Raw genomic sequence first — 19,231 nt, forward strand, 5'->3', positions numbered from 1 at the left:
TTTTATAAAGTAATGGTAGAGAAGGTGACAAAAAAACATGTTATGTTTTCTGACATCTTTGCTGTCGAATTCATTTATTTAGTTTAAGGTTAACATAACGTAACGAATTAAAGGATGATGATATGACAACACGGTGGATTACAAGCATTGGGCTTGATATTGGAACAAGTACCACAAAGCTGATTGTAAGTGAACTTTTAGTCAATCAGATCAACGGCGCCTTTTCGCTGCCTAGCTGTGATATTGTGGATCGAAAAGTTACTTATCAAAGTGAGATTTACACAACGCCTTTAAAAACAGAGGTTGAAATTGATGTAGAAGCACTCAGTGAACTGCTTCAGGTAGAGTATCAAAAAGCAAACGTAGCACTTCAAGCCGTGGAATCGGGTGCGGTCATAATTACAGGAGAAACAGCCAGAAAAGAAAATGCAGAAAAAATTCTTCATTATTTAGCTAATCGAGCTGGAGACTTTGTCGTAGCAACAGCTGGTGCGGACTTAGAAGGGATGTTGGCAGCGAAAGGTTCTGGTGCGGTTGCCCTGTCCGAGGAAACAGAAGGAGTCATCGCTAATGTTGACATCGGGGGAGGAACGGCTAACGTTGCTCTTTGTGAAGATGGAAAAGTTATTGGCGCGTTTACATTTCATATTGGAGGACGATTAGTCCGAATTCAAGAAGGTGGTCGTGTAGACTATATTTCACCGTTTTTACAACCTTTTTTAAAGGAATATCAATCTACTATGCAGGTTGGTAGAACGATAGATTTTGAACAAGCTGCGGTGCTAAGCGATCGCTTAGCAGATGAACTTCTAAGCTTTCTAAAAGAACGTGACCGAGCATCGTCTGTGCTTCTTTTAGCCACTCTAAGTCAATCTTTACCAACCATTGAAAAAGTGCTTATTTCAGGTGGAATTGGAAAAATGATGAATGAACACTCTCCTACTACGCTAAAGGAAGCCGTGGCATTTGGTGACATTGGTCCACTTTTAGCAGCAAGCTTAAGGAAAAAAGGAGCAGAGGCAGCACCAGAAACAGCTCGAGCAACGGTCATTGGTGCAGGCATGCAAAATACAGAAATAAGCGGAGCAACAGTATACATAGCAGAAGATTGTTTGCCTCTAAAAAACATTCCAATTGTTAAAGTAGACGTAGAGAAAAATGGAGTGTGGAACGAACTGTCTTTTGTGAAAAGGCTACAAAGTACGCTATCTCAAGCGAACACCATATTCGATTGTGAAGGACAAGCTACAGCTATTGCGCTGCAAGCTTTTACTACCTGCACGTATACGATGCTTCAAGAGTTAGCAGAAGCTCTATACAAAAGCTATATGAACTTTTTCTCACAGGCGTCTTGCCTCATCGTTTTATGTGAGCAAGATTTAGCAAAAGCACTTGGACAAGCTATTCAAAAGCGTAACAAAGCATTGAAAGTCATAGTGCTTGATGGCATTGATTTTACGTATGGAGACTACATTGATATCGGCATGAAAACCGTTGGAGAAGCAGTCACTGTATCAGTAAAAACGTTAGCTTTTTAAAAGGAGATGAAAAGATGATCAAGTCGTGCGCAGTATTAGGAGAACAATTTGTATTTAGAAGCTTAAAGGAAATTATGGCAAAGGCAAACGAAGCGCGTTCGGGAGATGAATTAGCGAGGATTGCAGCAAGCTCTATGAAAGAGCGAATGGCAGCTAAGCAAGTATTGGCAAACTTAATGCTAAAAGAAATTCGAGAATATCCAGTTTTAAGCCCTGAACAAGATGATGTATCAGCACTTATTGAAGAACAGGTACATGAAGAAATTTTTAAAGTAATTCAAAACTGGACGGTGGCGGACCTTCGCGAATATGTACTAGAAGATCAGCACGAAGGAGCGGACTTACTTTATATCGCCAAAGGATTAACGAGCGAAATGATTGCAGCGGTCACTAAAATTATGTCAAATCTAGATTTAATTCAAGCCGCTTCTAAGATCGAAGTGAAAACAACTTGTCAGACAACTATTGGTATGAAAGGAGTACTCGCATCACGAGCGCAGCCGAATCATCCCTCAGATAATTTAGCCGGCATGCGTGCGTCTTTATACGAAGCGCTCAGCTATGGTATTGGCGATGCTGTTATCGGTATTAATCCTGTTATTGATACAACTGAAAATATTTATGCGCTTTTAAATGAAACAAAGTCAATTATTGATGAATTTCAAATTCCTACCCAAAACTGTGTCCTTGCACATGTGACCACTCAAATGCGTGCGATTGAAAAAGGCGCTTCAGCAGATTTGATCTTTCAAAGCTTAGCGGGAACGCAAGCAGGAAACGAATCGTTTGGTATTTCGCTTTCGATGCTAAAAGAAGCCACTGCATTGATTAATGAAAAAGGCACTGCGGTAGGTCCTCATCGCTGGTATTTCGAAACTGGTCAAGGCTCTGAGCTTTCTGCTGAAGCTCATTACGATATTGATCAAGTCACGCTTGAAGCAAGATGTTACGGCTTAGCACGTCAGTTTAACCCCTTTTTAGTCAACACGGTTGTTGGGTTTATCGGTCCAGAGTATTTATACGATAGTAAGCAAGTAACAAGAGCAGGGTTAGAAGATCATTTTATGGGGAAAATGCACGGCTTACCGATGGGAGTGGATGTGTGCTATACGAATCATATGAACGTTGATCAAAATGATATGGATAACTTAAGCATGCTGCTTGGCACAGCGGGCGTAAACTTTGTAATTGGTGTACCGATGGCTGACGACTGTATGCTAAACTATCAGTCGCTAAGCTATCATGATATCGCGACGGTTCGACGAATTTTAAACCAAGGGCCGATTTCTATCTTTAAGCAGTGGTTAGAAGAGTATGGCATTATGGAAAACAATCGATTTACGTCCAAAGCAGGTGATCCAACCATTTTTATGAACGGCGTGTTAGGAGGAATGAAGTAATGAAAAATGAAAAAGAACAGCTGCTAGCTCGCTTAAAAGGTTTTACGCCAGCCCGAATTGGTGTAGGACGAACGGGAACAAGGCCGCTAACTTCTGATGTATTAGCTTTTCGAACAGATCATGCAGCTGCTGTTGATGCGGTGTACGGTGAAGTGGATTATAAATTATTGGAAGATTTAGAATTATTTTCGATTGATACAAAGAGTACGTCAAAAGAGCATTATCTAAAATTCCCTGACCAAGGGAGATTGCTTTCAGAGCTTGCAAAAGAACAATTAAAACGTAACTGCCGAAAGCAGCCAGACGTTCAAATTGTTGTTTCTGACGGATTGAGCGCAAATGCAATCGAAGCAAATATCCGCGATGTTTATCCAGCTTTGGTTGATTCATTGGATTCATATGACCTTAGTGTTGGGACTTCCTTCTTTGTAAAAGGAGGGAGGGTTGCATGCATGGATGATATTGGTGATATTTTAGCTCCAAAAACACTCGTTTTACTTATTGGAGAACGACCTGGACTTGTCAGCGCAGAATCGATGAGCGCATACATGTGCTATCAGCCACAAAAAGGAAAAAAAGAGTCCGACCGCATGGTGATTTCTAATATTCATCGTGGCGGCACTCCTCCGTTAGAAGCAGCTGCACATATCGGTACAATTATTTATCAAATGATCCAGCAGCAAACAAGCGGTGTTCACCTCGTTATTTAATCGTTTTTATCAGTAAAAACAACATACATAAAAGGAGGAGTTAGAATGGCGTTACAGAAACATCTAAAACCAATCCATCTTTGGGCTATTTCAGTAGGGATGGTTATTTCAGGACAATATTTTGGGTGGAACTATGGGTTTGAAGCAGGTGGGATTTTAGGACTTGCAGTTGCTACCTTAATCGTAACGATTTTCTATACAACTTTTATGTTTAGCTATGCCGAACTATCAACGTCAATTCCGCAAGCGGGTGGACCGTCAGCTTACGCAAGAAGAGCAACGGGTCCATTTGGAGGATTTATAGCTGGGATTGCCTGTTTACTTGAATTTGTGTTTGCACCGCCCGCTATTGCCGTTTCAACAGGTGCATATCTAAATTTTTTAATTCCATCGATTAATCCCGTATATGCAACCGTTGGTGTCTTTGCCTTCTTTATTCTCGTTAATTTAATCGGCGTTAAAGAAGTAGCTTTAATTGAGCTAAGCGCTACGATTCTAGCACTTATTGGATTAGCAATCTTCTACGTGAGCGGACTGTCGCATATCGAAACAAGCAATCTATTTAATGAACAATCATTCTTAAACGGTCCTTCTGGTATTTTAGCTGCTATTCCGTTTGCCGTTTGGTTTTACTTGGCTATTGAAGGTGGAGCTATGGCTGCAGAAGAAGTTGAGAATCCACAAAAAAACATTCCCAAAGGGTTTATTGCTGCCATTATTACCCTAGCAACGGCTACTATTTTCACGCTATTTGTCACAGCGGGATTAGGTGGAGGAAGCGGTACCAGAGCTTCAGCAGATTATCCGCTTCCACAGGCGTTATCGCTTGTCTATGATGGAAATGCGCTTTCTATTACAATTGCAATCATTGGCTTATTCGGGCTCATTGCAAGCTTAAATGGCATTATCATGGGTTTCTCTCGTCAAACGTATGCGCTAGCGCGAGAAGGGTATTTTCCAAAATTTCTTGCAAAAACGAATAAAAAAGGTGTGCCAGTGGGAGGCCTGCTCATTCCGGGGGTAATCGGCGTGATTTGTGCAGGATCCGCGACGTTTGCAAATGCACTTATTATTCTAGCCGTATTTGGTGCAATGACGATGTACTGCATTAGCTTAGTGTCACTCTTTATTTTACGAAAGAAAGAGCCAAACTTAGTAAGACCGTTTAAAGTCAACTATCCTGCTGTTCCGATCATTGCGCTTTCGTTAGGCTTACTATGCTTATTTAGCATCGTGAAATACAGCGTCCTGACAACGGATTTAATACTTTTTAACCGTTCGATTCCGCTCATTTATATTATTGTAGGAATCTTTGCTGCTTCAGTTGTTTATTATTTTGCATACCCAGCCAGGTTATTTAAAAAGGATCAGGGTGAAGTATATGGTGAAGAGGCAATTAAGGTGAAGTAATAAAAGATTCTTGTTAAAAAGATATGAGTAGAAAAGCTGAGAGTGTATGTATTCTCAGCTTTTTTCTTTAGTCTATTAACATGTATTGTATACTGATAAAATAAGAAAGCGCTTTATTTATAGGTTGATAAAATCAAAAAACGTGGAGGAGATTATGGATCAGATTGTACGAGACGTAGCTAGCTTAATTAAGTGTAAGAATAAAAAGATGATAATTGGTATATCAGGTCACGGTGCATCTGGAAAAACAACATTTGCGAAGAAGCTTATCCACCTTCTTGGAGAGGACGAAGTTAATTATATCAATACGGATCCTTATATTGTTGATTCTAATCTTAGGAAGCAGACTCTCATAAGCTATGAATATAAGGGAGAACGACATGAGGGCAAGATAACGGCTTGTCATCCTTCTGCTCATCATCGGAATGCTTTAGAAAGAGATGTTCAAATGATTAGAAGCTCATTTGATTTTTATACAATAGGAACACATTATTTAGAGAGTATTCTAATTTCTGCGCGGAAAAGAATAAGTATTATAGAAGGAATGAGTGTAGCCTTCACTAATTTGAATTTATATGATAGGACCATCTATCTATATACGAATGAAGAAACTGAGCTAATGAGACGAAGTGAACGCGATGTGTTTGAAAGAGGAATGGACCTCGATTATTTAAGGAGGACTCATCAAGAACGTAGAATTCAATATGATGTATTTATGCACGCGTATCACAGGGACTTTGATATTGTTATCAAAAACTCAAACGAGAATTTTATACTTGAAAAAAGCAAATAAAATCGAAAGAAGCACATGGTTATTCCAGTGCTTCTTTCAGCTGCTATTTAATACATTTCAATACCTCAGTATAGAAAGTATGTTTGTCATCCACGTTTAAAACAATTCGATCTATTTCTTTCGTTATTCCGTATGGTAAAGTTAGCGTTTGCTTTTGGTGGAGTTGAATTTCAAAGGTTGGCTTTTCTGGAACAAAGTCATTTAGCCTTGCATCGTATAAGTGAGCCTGCTCAGCCTTCGTGAACGTTTCAGCGCCGTCATACCATTTAATTTCCTTAATCGTAGCTAATGGAATGATGGCTCTTTTAGTCAAGCCTGTTTGTAAAATCAGCTCTTTTGTTGTTAAGACATACGGAGAAAGACGAATGGCTTGAATTTCGGCAATCATGAATACAATCCCGTATATATTTAGGAGTAAAAGAATCATTGAGAGAGCTGGGCTCCATTGATGTAAAAAGTAATGGACACCGACTGTTTCTAACACAATAGCATGAATAATGACCAGGTTTAGAGCCACTCCATTTGCGCTTTTATGGTATGAAAATGAACTGCCATTTACATGTACTTTCTTTTTAAATGAACAAGTGTAGTACAAGATGGAAAGGTCATGCAGCCACCAAGGTGATGTCTTTAAGTTGTGAAAGGTTGTCTCTAGGGCTTTTTCAAGGTTTATTGGGAAAAGAGCGTAGTTAGTAGCTTCTGCTAAATAAGAACGTTTCAACAAAGGTAGAATGCTTAGAAAGCGATACAGATACAAGCATGCGCTTATTGTAAGTAGCCCTATAATTATAAAAATTAAGTAGGATGTCAATGAATAGTGTGTAAAGTAAGGCTTTGGAATCGCTATGTATGCAAGGATAGAGAGTATGCTAATGACTCCAATGAAATGGTGGAGAGTAGGTTTTTGTCTAAAGATGAAAACATAAAGTAAGAGCGGGATAACCATTAAAAAGTCAAGCAAAGATCCAATGACTACTTCATTAGGGACAGGGCCGAACGCTGAAGTACGATAAACAATGAAGTTTGCACACATAATCAGTCCGATTAAAAGAAGAATCACATTTGTTCGTTTCATTATAAATAGATTCATTATTTTCACCTCTTCTTCATCATACCAGAAAAAACATAGATAAATTTTACAAAATAAGAAACTTTTTAAACTTGAAATTCGTATTACTAAATAAGAAAGAAAAAGATAAACAACGTGTGTTGAAAAGGGGAATAATGTAATGAAACAAAAGCATATTAAAACAAAATTTCAAATCGAAGAGTTTGCTGAGTTTTTTTTAGCTGGTGAGTTTGCTATTATTTATCATCAATTAAGCGAAGAATTTCAGTTAGAAGTACCGTTCACAGACTTTTTACATATGAGCGAAGAGTTCAATCAAGGAGTTGAGAAATATAGCTTAGAAACACTTCTGTCAATCTCATCGTCTGTTCAACAATATATCTGGATTGATAGTAAGGAGCGTAAAGGAATTAGCCTATTCGTTGAGGAGAATGGGACAATTGTTGGTTTGGAACTTCAGCTAATTGAACAACAAGCGAACATATGCAAAACGTCGCGTACATATAGAATGCCAATTAACCAAGAATGGTTTGTACTATGGGGAGGTACAAACGCGCTGTTAAACTATCATTATCTAATTATTTCACAGCGCTATGCGTATGACTTAGTTATTCACCGTGATGAAAGCACGTATAAAGAATATGGTGATGAACTAGAAGACTACTATGCATTTAACCAAAAAGTAGTTGCGCCGGCTGAAGGGAAGGTCGTTGCGGTAGTGGATGGGTTAAAAGATAACCCAATCGGTGATGTGGATACCGAACACCCAGCGGGGAACTATGTGATAATTGACCACGGAAACAGCGAATATAGTTTATTAGCGCACTTTAAACAAGGGAGTATTTTAGTAAAAGAAGGAGATCTTGTTTATGAAGGGAAGTGGATTGGAAGCTGTGGAAATTCAGGTAATTCAACAGAGCCTCATATTCACTTTCAAGTTATGAATGGTCATAATCTCTTTACAAGCGAGTCGCTGCAAATTCAGTTTAAAAATGGTATGGAACCAATTCGTGGCGACTACGTCATTCCAACTTTTAGCTGAAAGTGAACGAATAAAATAATCTAACATTATTACTTACGATAATTGTTTGGAAAGGCCGTTATGTTATGACGGCTTTTTTTGTACAATCATTGAAACACGAAAACTCCTTCAAAAGAGTCATTATTTACACAGAGGTAGTAGTTCTTTTGTTGAAAATACACAAATAAAAAACTGAAAATTCATTCTTTTTCCGATGAATTAACAATAATCATCCTGTAAACTAAAAAAACTAGATGTTATATTTTATAACACAAAAAGTTAGGTTTAGGAGGATGAGTAATAAATGGAACAAAACGCTGATTTACGTCCAATTGCGCACGAGAAATATCGTATTTTAGGTCCAAAAGCGTATGTGGCAATGTGGTGGGGAGATGCCGTAATGGTTGGTTCATTTATGTTAGGTTCAAGTTTAATTCCACCTTTTGGGAAGTTGAATTTGACGCAAGCTTTTATCGCTTTAATTCTAGCGAATATTCTCGCTGCTTTGTTATTTGCGTTAAATGGACGAGTAGGATGGAAACACGGGATTCCAATGGTTGTTCAGCTTAGATCTTCCTTTGGTCCGGTAGGTTCTCGAATTCCAGCTTTAATGCGAGCGGTCCCCGCGTTATTCTGGTATGGAGTCCAATCTTGGCTGGGGGCTCAGGCGCTGAACCAAGTGTTTATGGGACTTATCGGTTTTGATAACGTTTGGGTCTGGTTTTTTGCATTTCAAGCGCTCCAAATCTTCCTATCAGCTAAAGGCATTCAATCGATTAAGTGGATTGAAATTGTAGGATCTGTCATTATTATGCTGGGCGTTGTGTATTTGATTTTTCTCTTTTTATCCACCTTTGGATTCGAAGTTGAGAAAGTCGCTAACACCGAGGGTTCCTGGGGAATTCCATTTTGGCTTGCGATGACGGTGTTAATCGGTCAATTTGCTGCACTGCTCATTAATATTTCAGATTACACTCGCTACTTCCCACGTAAATCTTCAGCTGGTACGTTTGTAGGAGCTCACGTTGTAGGGATTGTTCCACCGATGATTTTATTGCCATTCGTCGGCATTTTAGGAGCAGCGGCCGTCGGCGTCTGGAATCCTGTTGATATTATCTCAAATCATATTTCGAATGTAGTAGCCAGTATTATTGTGTTAATCTTTATTGCTCTAGCCCAAGTTACAACAAACTTAGTAGCTAATATCATGCCTCCAGTACTTGTGGCAATGGATTTATTTAAAATCTCATGGGAAAAAGCCTGCGTAATTGTCGGAGTACTAGGAGTAGTAACGTGTCCATGGTTTATTATGACGGATTCATTATTTTTAACATTTATCGCAGTTGTTTCAGCTTTTTTAGGTCCGATTTTTGCGATTATGGTAGCAGACTTTTACTTTATTCATAAAGGTAATTATAATGTGGCTCCGTTATATGAAGGTAAACTATTTATGGCATTTAAAGGGTGGAATCCTGCCGCTATTATCGCCACAATTGTTGGAACGTCTCTCGCGTTTATTAACGTGGAACTTTCGTGGTTTTTAGGTTTAATTCCTGCAGCCCTTGTGTATGTTGTGTTAATGAAAACATGGATCATGAAGCATGAGCAGTATGTAAGAGAAGGGCTTAATCAAACATTCCGTCATTCAGCCCCATTAAAACGTGAAGAAGCGAGCTGAATCCAGGTAGGGAAACTCCTACCTGGATTTTAGTGTGTTTAGTGAAAGTTTACTAATAAAAGATAAAAATTTATTGAAAATTTCAAAAAAAATATATTGAAAGCGCTTTATCTATATGTTATTCTTCATTTATCGAGGTAAAATTTACTGAAAAATAAGTAAAAAACACATGTAGTGAGGTAGTGTATATGACCACGTTAAAAGAGGTAGCAACTGCTGCAAAAGTTTCAAGCACCACCGCATCTAGGGTGTTAAACAATGATCACACACTTTCTGTTTCTGATGAAACCAGAAGTCGAGTTTTAAAAGCTGCAAAAGCATTGAATTATACACCCGTAAGAGCGCGTAAAGGAGAGACGGGAGATGCAAATCTTACTCCCCGTATTGGTATTATGTTTGCCCAAACTGTTGAAGAAGAGCTGGCAGACCCCTTCTTTTCATCTATACGACACGGAATTGAGAATGCTTGCATAGAGAGAGGAATTTTAACAAATCGAATGTTTCGTCTAAAAAGCATGCATCGAGAAGAAGTGCTTCATGACCTAGATGGTTTAATTGTTGTCGGGCGCATTAGTGCTGAGACGATTCAAACTGTTAGTAATCATCTCGACAATATTATCTTTGTCAATCACTTAGCGGATGAAAATACATATGATTCAGTCATCAGCGATTTTGAACGCGCAACGGAAAGTGCGCTTGAGCATTTAATACAGTTAGGTTATCAGCGTATTGGCTACATCGGAGGACGTGAACGAGAACATTTTATAAACGGAAATCAGGTTATTGAAGATAAGCGCCAAACAACATTTGAAAAAATACTAGAGAAAAAAGGAATGTTTTGTTCTAGCGATGTTCATATTGGTGAATTCGCCATGGCTCAAGGGTATGAGTTAATGGAGAAAGCGATTAAACAAGGAAATTTGCCAGAAGCCTTTTTCATAGCGAGCGATTCAATGGCGATTGGCGCAATGCGAGCTCTTCAAAAAGCGAATCGTAAAGTGCCAGAAGATGTTGCGATTGTAAGCTTTAACGATGTAGATGTTGCAGAATTTACGAGTACGCCTCTAACCACGGTCAAGGTCTACACGGAGCAGATGGGCCAGTTAGCGGTCAACTTACTAATGGATCGAATAAATGGGCGCAAGATTCCGCTAAAGGTGACGGTACCTACAAAATTAGTAATTCGAGATAGCTGTGGTTTAACAATGAAACGAATGGCTAGCGGGGCGTAAACAGTATAACTGAAAGGAGGTGATGCACGAGCCTTATTGGAACGTAAATGATTGTAAGGGGGAGAAGAAATCGAAAGTAAAAAACACATAAAAAAAAGAGATTAAAAAACCTAGAGCAAATGCTTCCGTTTTATTGGCAGATAAAGCGGAACAAGCAAGATGGCAGTCCTTCTTATCTAGGGGTTTTTAACCTCAAATAAAACATATAGAAGCCTATTATACTTACTTTTTTATTTTCTGGCAATAAAACCGTTTTATCCTAATTAATCAGAAAATTCTAAATAAATAACGTGTAGGAGGAGCACATGAAGAACGTGACGCGTTTGTTAATTTTGTTTATGATTTTTGCGGTATTTGCGGCGGGGTGTGGAAGCAAAGGAGCTTCTTCTGGTGATGGTGGTAAAGTCACACTAACACTGTTTTCCACAATGAGTAATAAAGGAGAAAGAGCAGCATTAGAAAGCGTAATTGCAGATTTTGAAAAGGAAAATCCTGATATAGCGATTGAAGCAAACTTTCCTGGAAACGGATATGAGGATATGCTTCGTGTGAAGATGGGTGCCAACGACATGCCAGATTTATTTGATACGCACGGTTGGTCACAGCTTCGATACGGTGAATATGTTGCAGATTTAAAAGACATGAATTGGGTGAAAGACTTAGATCCTGCGCTTAATCAAATTTTAAAAGATGAAAGCGGCAAGGTGTACGCTTACCCGTTAAATCAAGCTAAAGATGGGATTAGCTATAATGTGAAACTACTAGAACAATACGGAATTAAACCACCACAAACAATGGATGAGTTTGTGAAAGCATTAGAAGTAGTAAAAAACAAAAGCAAAGGTGATGTCGTACCGCTTTGGATTCCTGGAGGAGAAAACGGAAATATTGCGCAAATCTTTGACCAAATCGCTACGCCATATCTTATTACTGACAAAGAGAATGGACATGGAGACGAGCTGTTAGATGGAAGCTTCAACTGGTCAAAATACGATCAGCTAGGAGAGTTGATGGTCGATTTAAAGAAAAAAGATTTACTCAACAAAGATGTATTAACAGCGAAACAATCCCAGGTAACGGAGCTTATGGCACAAGATAAAATTGCGTTTACATTCGTAGGAGGCTCCTTAGGTCCTGATGCAACAGAACTAAATCCTGAAGTAAAGGTTGGAACAATTCCTGTACCAGCTGTTCATAAAGGGGATGCACAAAGTTGGATTGGCGGCGAGCGCTTTACACTAGCAGCATGGAAAGATTCTAAAAACCTAGACGAGGCAAAGGAATTTATTGAATTTGCGGCTAAGCCGGAAAATGTAAAGAAAATAGCTGAAGGCACATCTTCTACAGCGGCATTAAAAAATGTGGAAGCAGATAACTACTACTCAGAGTTTTATAAGCAATATGAAGAAGTAAAGGTAGAGCCATACTTTGATCGTAAGTACTTACCAAGCGGCATGTGGTCTGTGATGTCAACAACAGGTCAAGAGCTATTAGCTGGAACGCTTACAGCAAAACAGCTTTCTAAGAAAATGGAAGAAGAGTATAACCGCTTGCGAAAGCAGTAAAAAGTTAGGGAAAGCAGTGCTTAATTGTGCTGCTTTCTGCAAACTGCATCTAGCTGAAATAGGAGTGAGGTTATGAGCGAATTAGTAAGAAACGAGCGGCTACCCAAAGAGTCTACTTCAGTTATAAAGAAAAAAAAGTCAACTAAGCTCAAAAAAGAATCATCTTTATGGTGGATGTACTTACCTGGGCTTGTCATTGTTACGCTGTTTATTATTTATCCATTCATTAATGGCATCCAGCTTTCGTTTACAAACTGGAATGGTTTTTCGCAAACATATGATTGGATTGGAGTTGAACAGTATCAGAGGTTACTAGCGGATCCAACAACGTGGCTGGTTGTGAAAAATACGCTATTGTACGGAATTGGAAGTACAATTTTTCAGAATATACTGGGCTTGTTGTATGCACTTTTGTTGAATCAAAGTATTCGAATGAAAACATTCACGCGTACGATTGTTTATTTACCGGTTATTATTAGCCCGATTATTATGGGATACATTTGGTACTTTTTCTTCTCATTTCAAGGTGGAGCGCTGAATGATGTGCTGATGCTCTTTGAGTATGAACCGGTTAACGCACTAGGGAATGCAAGTTTGAATCCATGGATCATTGTATTTGTTAATACGTATCAGTTTGTTGGGATTGCGGTGATTATTTATCTTGCGGGACTTCAAGGGATTTCAAAAGATTATTATGAAGCAGCTCAGTTAGATGGTGCTTCTGGTTGGCAGCAGTTTAAAACGATTACTCTTCCTTTACTAATGCCGTCTATTACAATTAACGTTGTTTTAAATATTATTGGAGGACTAAAGTTGTTTGACGTAATTGTTGCCTTAACAGGCGGGGGGCCTGGAGATGCATCACAATCTATGTCAACGTTTATGTATGATTTATACTTTAAACGACAAGACGCAGGTTACGCTGCAACGCAGGGGGTATTTATGGCTGTGATTATTTTAATTATTAGCATCGGAGCATTGATTTACTTTAAGAGGAAGGAGACAGAAGCATGATTGATTACACGAATAAGAAGAAAAAAAGATGGCTTACAGTTTTGGCTGTTGTGATCACCATCTTTCATATTGTGCCGTTCTATATTCTTGTGACAACATCGCTTAAACCAGCGGGAGACTTCAGTTCAAAGTGGGTATTTCCATCACAGCCCAATGTTCAAAATTTTGCTGATGCGTGGAGTCAAGCAGGACTTGGTACAGCGTTCTTAAATACGGTTATTATTACGTTTTGCTCAGCCGTTTTACTTATTGTATTAGGTTCGCTCGCTGCTTATCCACTAGCACGTCGTCAAACAAAGCTAAATAAATACGTCTACTTTATCTTTATTGGAATTATGGTCATCCCCCCGCTAACAGCACTTGTTCCCCTTTACAAAATGGTGGTTAACATGGGGATGATGAACACATACCAAATTGCTATCTTAAACAATGTGGCAGCATTTTTACCATTAACAATCTTTCTATATGCAGGATTCATTCGCTCGACGATTTCAAAAGAGCTCGAAGAAGCAGCGAAAATTGATGGAGCAAGTACGTTAGGTATCTTTTTCCGCATCGTCTTCCCACTGTTAAAGCCAGTGACGGCGTCTGTTTTAATCATTTCATGCGTGTATATTTGGAACGATTATCAGTTTGCGATTTTCTTCTTGCAAGATAAAGAAATGCATACATTAACGGTTACGCTTGCCAGTTTCTTTGCACAAAATCAGCATAATTTGAGCTTAGTAGGAGCAGCAGCTTTAATCGCTATGCTGCCGATGACAATTTTATTTTTACTTCTACAAAAATATTTTATTGCCGGCTTAGCTTCGGGATCTGTTAAAGGCTAAATGATGAAAAGAGAGGGAGAGAATTAATGACAAAAATTACGTTTATCGGTGCAGGAAGTACAGTATTCGCCAAAAATATTTTAGGAGACTGCATGTTTGTTCCGGCTTTGGCAGGATTTGAATTTGCCTTATATGATATCGACGAGCAGCGTTTAAAGGATTCAGAAAACATGCTTAATAACCTAAAAGAAAACTATAAAATCAACGTGACGGTTAAATCGTACCTTAATCGAAAAGAAGCGCTTAAAGGCGCAAAGTACGTAATCAATGCCATACAGGTAGGGGGATATAAACCAAGTACGGTAATTGATTTTGATATTCCAAAGAAATATGGTCTTCGCCAAACGATTGGTGACACGGTTGGCATTGGTGGTATCTTTAGATCTCTGCGCACCATTCCAGTGATGCTTGATTTTGCAAAAGATATGGAAGAAGTCTGCCCGGATGCGCTGTTTTTAAATTACACAAATCCAATGGCTACTTTAACGGGTGCGATGTTACGCTATACGGATATTCAGGCGGTCGGGCTTTGTCATAGCGTACAGGTATGTACCAAAGATTTATTTAAGGCGCTTGAAATGGATCACGAAGGAATTGAAGAAAAAATCGCAGGTATTAATCATATGGCATGGCTATTAGAAGTAAAGCGGGATGGAAAAGACTTATATCCTGAAATTAAGCGCCGTGCTCGTGAAAAGCAAAAAATAAAGCATAATGATATGGTGCGTTTCGAGCTTATGGACAAGTTTGGTTATTATATTACGGAGTCGTCTGAACATAACGCAGAGTATCACCCATATTTTATTAAGAACAACTATCCAGGTTTAATCGACCAATTTAACATTCCGCTTGATGAATACCCAAGACGATGCGAAGAGCAAATTAGCCAATGGGAAACGATGCGAGAAGAGCTTGTTCATAACAGAAATCTCACGCACACGCGCTCTCATGAATATGGTTCACGTATCATTGAAGCGATGGAAACGAATACGCCATTTAAGTTTGCAGGCAACGTATTAAACACAGGTGGTTTAATTAGTAACCTGCCACAAAAAGCGTGCGTAGAAGTCCCGTGTATCGTTGATCGTAGCGGTATTATTCCAGGTTATATCGGAGAGCTACCAGAGCAACTAGCAGCGCTTAATCGTACAAATATCAATACGCAACTTTTAACAATCGAAGCAGCAGTGACCAAAAAGCGTGAGCATATCTACCAAGCTGCAATGTTAGACCCTCATACAAGTGCTGAACTATCAATGGATGATATTGTTTTACTATGTGACGATTTGATTGAAGCACACGGTGATTGGTTACCACAGTTTTCAGGAAAAGTGTATCAGTCTATCTAATAATAAATGAGTAGGGAAAATTCCCTACTCGTTTTGAACATTTAAGAAATGATTAATAACAATTGAGACAGCACCTAATGCAGGTGCATTTTTTCCTAATGAAGAGGGGAGTAGTTCACATGTATTTTCTAAATGAGAATGTACCCTAGAAGCAACTTCATTTTTAATGGTGTTTAACACAATCGGGTGAGATTCGATAATATTATTCCTTAGAATAATGGCTTGTGTGTCAAAAGTATTGAGAATGTTAGTGATGCCAATACTAATATAGAATCCAAAGTTTTGTAGTGCATTTAAGGCATCCACATCATTTTTATTTGCACGTTCAATAATTTCTTTTCGTACCAAATTTTTTTCATTTTTTTCTTCTACAGAAGAAAAAGAAGCTAGTAAAGCTTTTTCAGAAGCAAAAGCCATTTTGATGGATATCAAACAAACTATTACAATGAATGCTTCTTCTCAAAAGTTATTCGCCTATGGGAAATTGGTGATTATTGTAGGAATACTACTTTCTGTTTTTCAACAATTTGTAGGTATAAATGTAGCTTTATATTATGCCCCACGTATTTTTGAAAGTATGGGAGCTGCTAAAGATTCTTCAATGTTGCAAACCATTATTATGGGATTAGTGAATGTTGTTTTTACAATTATTGCAATTTTAACAGTTGATCGATGGGGGAGAAAGCCCTTATTAATAGTAGGTTCAATTGGAATGTCTATTGGAATGTTTGGTGTATCAAGTATGGCATTTTCTAATATGATTGGAATAGGGACACTTATATTTATTATTATTTATACAGCTTCATTTATGATGTCATGGGGACCAATATGCTGGGTGCTGATTTCGGAGATTTTTCCTAATAAAATTAGAGGCCGAGCTGTAGCTATCGCTGTAGCAGTTCAATGGGCGGCTAACTATTTTATTTCCTCTACATACCCTACAATGATGGAGTATAGTGGAGGATTAACATATGGTTTTTATGGTTTGATGAGTGTACTTTCTGCTTTATTTGTCTGGAAGCTTGTTCCGGAAACGAAAGGAAAAACGCTTGAACAGATGGAAAATACATGGAGAAAAAGAAAAGAAGACCAAAAAGATAGTCAAATTATTTAAATTAGGAGAATCATTCAAAGTAAACCATAAAATATACGTTTCCGGATTTTTGTAGATTGACGAGTAGGGAGTTCCCTACTCGTTTTCTTCTTGTTCCAAACGTTTATAGTGTGTCTTCCCCATTTGATAGACGAAAAATAAAAAAATAGGCAAGAGAATGATAAGAGAAGACATGCGAATTAGCGTGTCCACAATGGCTCCTTTTGTAATAATTAAGTTCACGATAAACATTAAAACAAAAATTACAATACCTACAGTTGTTAGCGTTTTTTTCAGCTTTTCTACTTTCACTTTTATCACCTAGTTTTAAAAATAATGGATGAAGCACTGAAAATCAACTCTTTCGATGAAAAGAGAGCAAAGAGGTTTACAGGATAAAAGATATGTTGTACGATAAAAAAAGTTTAATTCTTACTAAATCTATAAGATATGAGGTGTATATCATGGCATCAACAACTGTACAAACTTCTAAGCATACTAATTCAGCTCGCACAACGGTTGTTACGGAGCTTAGTCCAATGCAAAAGCCGTTAGTTATTGTCGGAATTTTAATTTCGGTCGTGTTACTAACAGCGATTGTAAACACAACAAATTGGACACAAGGTGTATTATTTATTATCGGTCTCGCTCTTGGCGCGACGTTACTATATGCACGATTTGGTTTTACTTCAGCGTTTAGACGATTAATGTCGGTCGGAAACGTACAAGGTTTACAGGCACATATGCTTATGCTAGCAGTAGCTTCCACGCTGTTTGCTATTATTTTAAGCACTGGGTTTAGCTTTACCGGTACGACACCGGCAGGTTATGTGTCACCAGTAGGCGTGAGTGTGGTGGTAGGAGCATTTTTATTCGGAATTGGAATGCAGCTAGGAAACGGATGTGCATCAGGTACTCTTTATAATCTTGGTGGCGGTTCGTCTTCTATGATCATTACGCTCGTTTCATTCATTGGAGGTTCACTACTTGCAGCGTATCACTTTACATTTTGGATGGAGGATATGCCATCGTTCCAACCAATTTCGTTAGCTGAATCAACTGGGCTTGGCTATTTCGGTGCATGGGTTGTTCAAATGGTGGCATTTGCAGTTATTTACTGGATTACAGTTCAGCTTGCTAAAAAGAAAAATCCGCCAATGATGAAGCAGCTTCCAACAACAACAGGATGGAAGAAAGTTATTCGTGGTTCTTGGCCATTATTTGCGGCAGCAATTATCTTAGCACTTTTAAATGCTCTAACGCTAACAGTACGCGGTAACCCTTGGGGCATTACGTCAGCATTTGCTTTATGGGGTGGTAAAGCGTTAATGGCAACAGGAATTGATGTTTCGACTTGGGGTTATTTCCAAGGAGCGAATGGTCAAGCGTTAACGCAAACGGTTCTTGCCGACTCTACAAGCGTAATGAACTTTGGCATTATTTTAGGCGCGTTTATCTCAGCGGCAGCTCAAGGAACGTTCAAGCCTGGTAAAATTAAGCCAGGAGTTGCAGGAGCAGCAGTTGTAGGTGGCCTATTAATGGGCTATGGTTCTCGCTTAGCATTTGGTTGTAACATTGGTGCTTATTTTGGAGGAATCGCATCGTTTAGCTTACACGGTTGGGTATGGATGGTTATGGCAATGTTAGGAACAACGCTAGCCTTATTTATTCGACCATTGTTCGGATTAAAGAATCCAAAACCAAACGATTCGATTTGTTAAGAGAAAACCTACTTGCTTATTTCAGCAAGTAGGTTTTTTTCTTGTACTTATATGAGAAGTGAGATAGAATGAGAAAATAGAAAAACTAAAAATGTTTTATGAGTTTATCACGAGGAGGACTGATAATGAAAGAGCGAATTATGCAGGCATTTATCGAAGAGATTCATCATAAAGGAATGAAATTTACAATGGATGACTTAGCTAAAAGGCTAGGCATTAGTAAACGGACGCTGTACGAACATTTCTCGTCCAAAGTAGAGATTTTAGATACCATTATCACTCAAACGCTACAGGATTTTGATCAGAAAACCGAAGCGATTGTGAATAATGAAAATCTATCTTTGGTGGACAAAATCAAGCGAGTTATTACCGTTATTCCAGAGTATAATGACTTCTATGACTTATGTATCATTGAGCAGATGAAGCGCTACTACCCAGCACAGTGGGAGCAGTTAAATGTGGCTTTGAACCAGTGGGACTCACTGAGAGAGCTCATAAAGCAAGGAATAGAAGAAGGAATTATTGTAAATCGAAATCTTGATTTAATGATGAAGGTAATCATCGACGCTGTGAATTCGACTTTAGATCGAAGCTTTTTTTTAGAAAATCGATTAACCGTATCAGATGCGCTCGATACGATTGTTGATATGCTATTGCACGGCCTTTTAACAAGTAAGGTAAAATCGGAACTTTAAAATAGAGCGCATACGACAGAGTCTGGCATATCTCTTGTTTTCATGGGAGTCAGTCTCTTTTATCGGTCGATAAAAACTAAAAAAACAAAAATGGTTTTCATGTTTTATGGAGA

At 38.5% G+C, this 19,231-nt stretch carries 16 protein-coding genes and 2 pseudogenes; 15 read left to right on the forward strand and 3 right to left on the reverse strand.

Going from position 1 to position 19,231, the window contains the following annotated elements:
* Nucleotides 1-122 precede the first annotated feature (122 nt).
* The 5 genes from BFL01S_RS03780 (at nt 123) to BFL01S_RS03800 (ending at nt 5,851) form a co-directional block, all read left to right on the forward strand.
* Entirely contained in the window at nt 123-1,538 is a 1,416-nt protein-coding gene (locus tag BFL01S_RS03780; RefSeq protein WP_061784925.1) for an ethanolamine ammonia-lyase reactivating factor EutA, read from the forward strand.
* Between the two features lie 14 nt (nt 1,539-1,552).
* Entirely contained in the window at nt 1,553-2,938 is a 1,386-nt protein-coding gene (locus tag BFL01S_RS03785) for an ethanolamine ammonia-lyase subunit EutB (RefSeq protein WP_061784926.1), read from the forward strand.
* Complete coding sequence (gene eutC, locus BFL01S_RS03790) at nt 2,938-3,648, forward strand: ethanolamine ammonia-lyase subunit EutC (protein WP_025911812.1); 711 nt, start codon at nt 2,938-2,940, stop codon at nt 3,646-3,648. Before BFL01S_RS03785 ends, eutC begins: the two co-directional genes overlap by 1 nt.
* Nucleotides 3,649-3,693: 45 nt before the next feature.
* On the forward strand, nt 3,694-5,058 hold the full coding sequence (gene eat, locus BFL01S_RS03795; protein ID WP_025911814.1) for an ethanolamine permease: 1,365 nt from the start codon (nt 3,694-3,696) through the stop codon (nt 5,056-5,058).
* 154 nt (nt 5,059-5,212) lie between these two features.
* Nucleotides 5,213-5,851 (forward strand): uridine kinase family protein, encoded by a 639-nt coding sequence (locus BFL01S_RS03800; protein WP_025911815.1) that lies wholly within the window; start codon nt 5,213-5,215, stop codon nt 5,849-5,851.
* 43 nt (nt 5,852-5,894) lie between these two features.
* Here the strand turns inward: BFL01S_RS03800 and BFL01S_RS03805 are convergent, their stop codons facing one another.
* Entirely contained in the window at nt 5,895-6,926 is a 1,032-nt protein-coding gene (locus tag BFL01S_RS03805) for a hypothetical protein (protein WP_156474896.1), read from the reverse strand.
* A gap of 154 nt (nt 6,927-7,080) precedes the next feature.
* Here BFL01S_RS03805 and BFL01S_RS03810 point away from each other — a divergent pair, with 154 nt between their 5' ends.
* The 7 genes from BFL01S_RS03810 to BFL01S_RS03840 all read left to right on the forward strand — a co-directional run bounded on the left by BFL01S_RS03810 (nt 7,081) and on the right by BFL01S_RS03840 (nt 15,609).
* A complete protein-coding gene (locus tag BFL01S_RS03810) occupies nt 7,081-7,962 on the forward strand; it encodes a M23 family metallopeptidase (protein ID WP_025911818.1) in 882 nt (293 codons plus the stop codon).
* Nucleotides 7,963-8,245: 283 nt separating this feature from the next.
* Nucleotides 8,246-9,619: an NCS1 family transporter gene (locus BFL01S_RS03815; protein WP_061784927.1), complete on the forward strand. Its 1,374-nt coding sequence runs from the start codon at nt 8,246-8,248 to the stop codon at nt 9,617-9,619.
* Nucleotides 9,620-9,807: 188 nt separating this feature from the next.
* Nucleotides 9,808-10,851, forward strand: a complete 1,044-nt coding sequence (locus BFL01S_RS03820) for a LacI family DNA-binding transcriptional regulator (protein WP_061784928.1) — start codon at nt 9,808-9,810, stop codon at nt 10,849-10,851.
* A 305-nt stretch (nt 10,852-11,156) separates the two neighbouring features.
* Complete coding sequence (locus BFL01S_RS03825) at nt 11,157-12,416, forward strand: ABC transporter substrate-binding protein (RefSeq protein ID WP_061784929.1); 1,260 nt, start codon at nt 11,157-11,159, stop codon at nt 12,414-12,416.
* A 174-nt stretch (nt 12,417-12,590) separates the two neighbouring features.
* The gene (locus BFL01S_RS03830; RefSeq protein ID WP_390894711.1) at nt 12,591-13,430 is read left to right on the forward strand and encodes a carbohydrate ABC transporter permease; all 840 of its coding nucleotides are present in this window, start codon (nt 12,591-12,593) and stop codon (nt 13,428-13,430) included.
* On the forward strand, nt 13,427-14,260 hold the full coding sequence (locus tag BFL01S_RS03835; RefSeq protein WP_263622020.1) for a carbohydrate ABC transporter permease: 834 nt from the start codon (nt 13,427-13,429) through the stop codon (nt 14,258-14,260). Before BFL01S_RS03830 ends, BFL01S_RS03835 begins: the two co-directional genes overlap by 4 nt.
* Nucleotides 14,261-14,286: 26 nt before the next feature.
* The gene (locus BFL01S_RS03840) at nt 14,287-15,609 is read left to right on the forward strand and encodes an alpha-glucosidase/alpha-galactosidase (RefSeq protein ID WP_025911825.1); all 1,323 of its coding nucleotides are present in this window, start codon (nt 14,287-14,289) and stop codon (nt 15,607-15,609) included.
* Nucleotides 15,610-15,633: 24 nt separating this feature from the next.
* Here the strand turns inward: BFL01S_RS03840 and BFL01S_RS03845 are convergent.
* A pseudogene (locus tag BFL01S_RS03845) lies at nt 15,634-16,020 on the reverse strand (ROK family protein); the annotation flags it as partial.
* On the opposite strand from BFL01S_RS03845, the pseudogene BFL01S_RS03850 reads away from it, so the two are divergent.
* Nucleotides 16,010-16,723: pseudogene (locus tag BFL01S_RS03850) on the forward strand (MFS transporter); the annotation flags it as partial. The pseudogenes BFL01S_RS03845 and BFL01S_RS03850 overlap by 11 nt on opposite strands.
* Nucleotides 16,724-16,798: 75 nt before the next feature.
* Here the strand turns inward: BFL01S_RS03850 and BFL01S_RS03855 are convergent.
* Entirely contained in the window at nt 16,799-17,014 is a 216-nt protein-coding gene (locus BFL01S_RS03855) for a hypothetical protein (RefSeq protein ID WP_061784931.1), read from the reverse strand.
* Between the two features lie 152 nt (nt 17,015-17,166).
* On the opposite strand from BFL01S_RS03855, the gene BFL01S_RS03860 reads away from it, so the two are divergent.
* Both BFL01S_RS03860 and BFL01S_RS03865 read left to right on the forward strand, forming a co-directional pair.
* The gene (locus BFL01S_RS03860) at nt 17,167-18,423 is read left to right on the forward strand and encodes a YeeE/YedE family protein (protein WP_025911829.1); all 1,257 of its coding nucleotides are present in this window, start codon (nt 17,167-17,169) and stop codon (nt 18,421-18,423) included.
* A gap of 125 nt (nt 18,424-18,548) precedes the next feature.
* The gene (locus BFL01S_RS03865; RefSeq protein WP_025911830.1) at nt 18,549-19,118 is read left to right on the forward strand and encodes a TetR/AcrR family transcriptional regulator; all 570 of its coding nucleotides are present in this window, start codon (nt 18,549-18,551) and stop codon (nt 19,116-19,118) included.
* The last annotated feature ends 113 nt before the right edge of the window (nt 19,119-19,231 follow it).

The sequence above is a fragment of the Priestia flexa NBRC 15715 genome, from assembly GCF_001591565.1.
Lineage (GTDB): Bacteria > Bacillota > Bacilli > Bacillales > Bacillaceae_H > Priestia > Priestia flexa.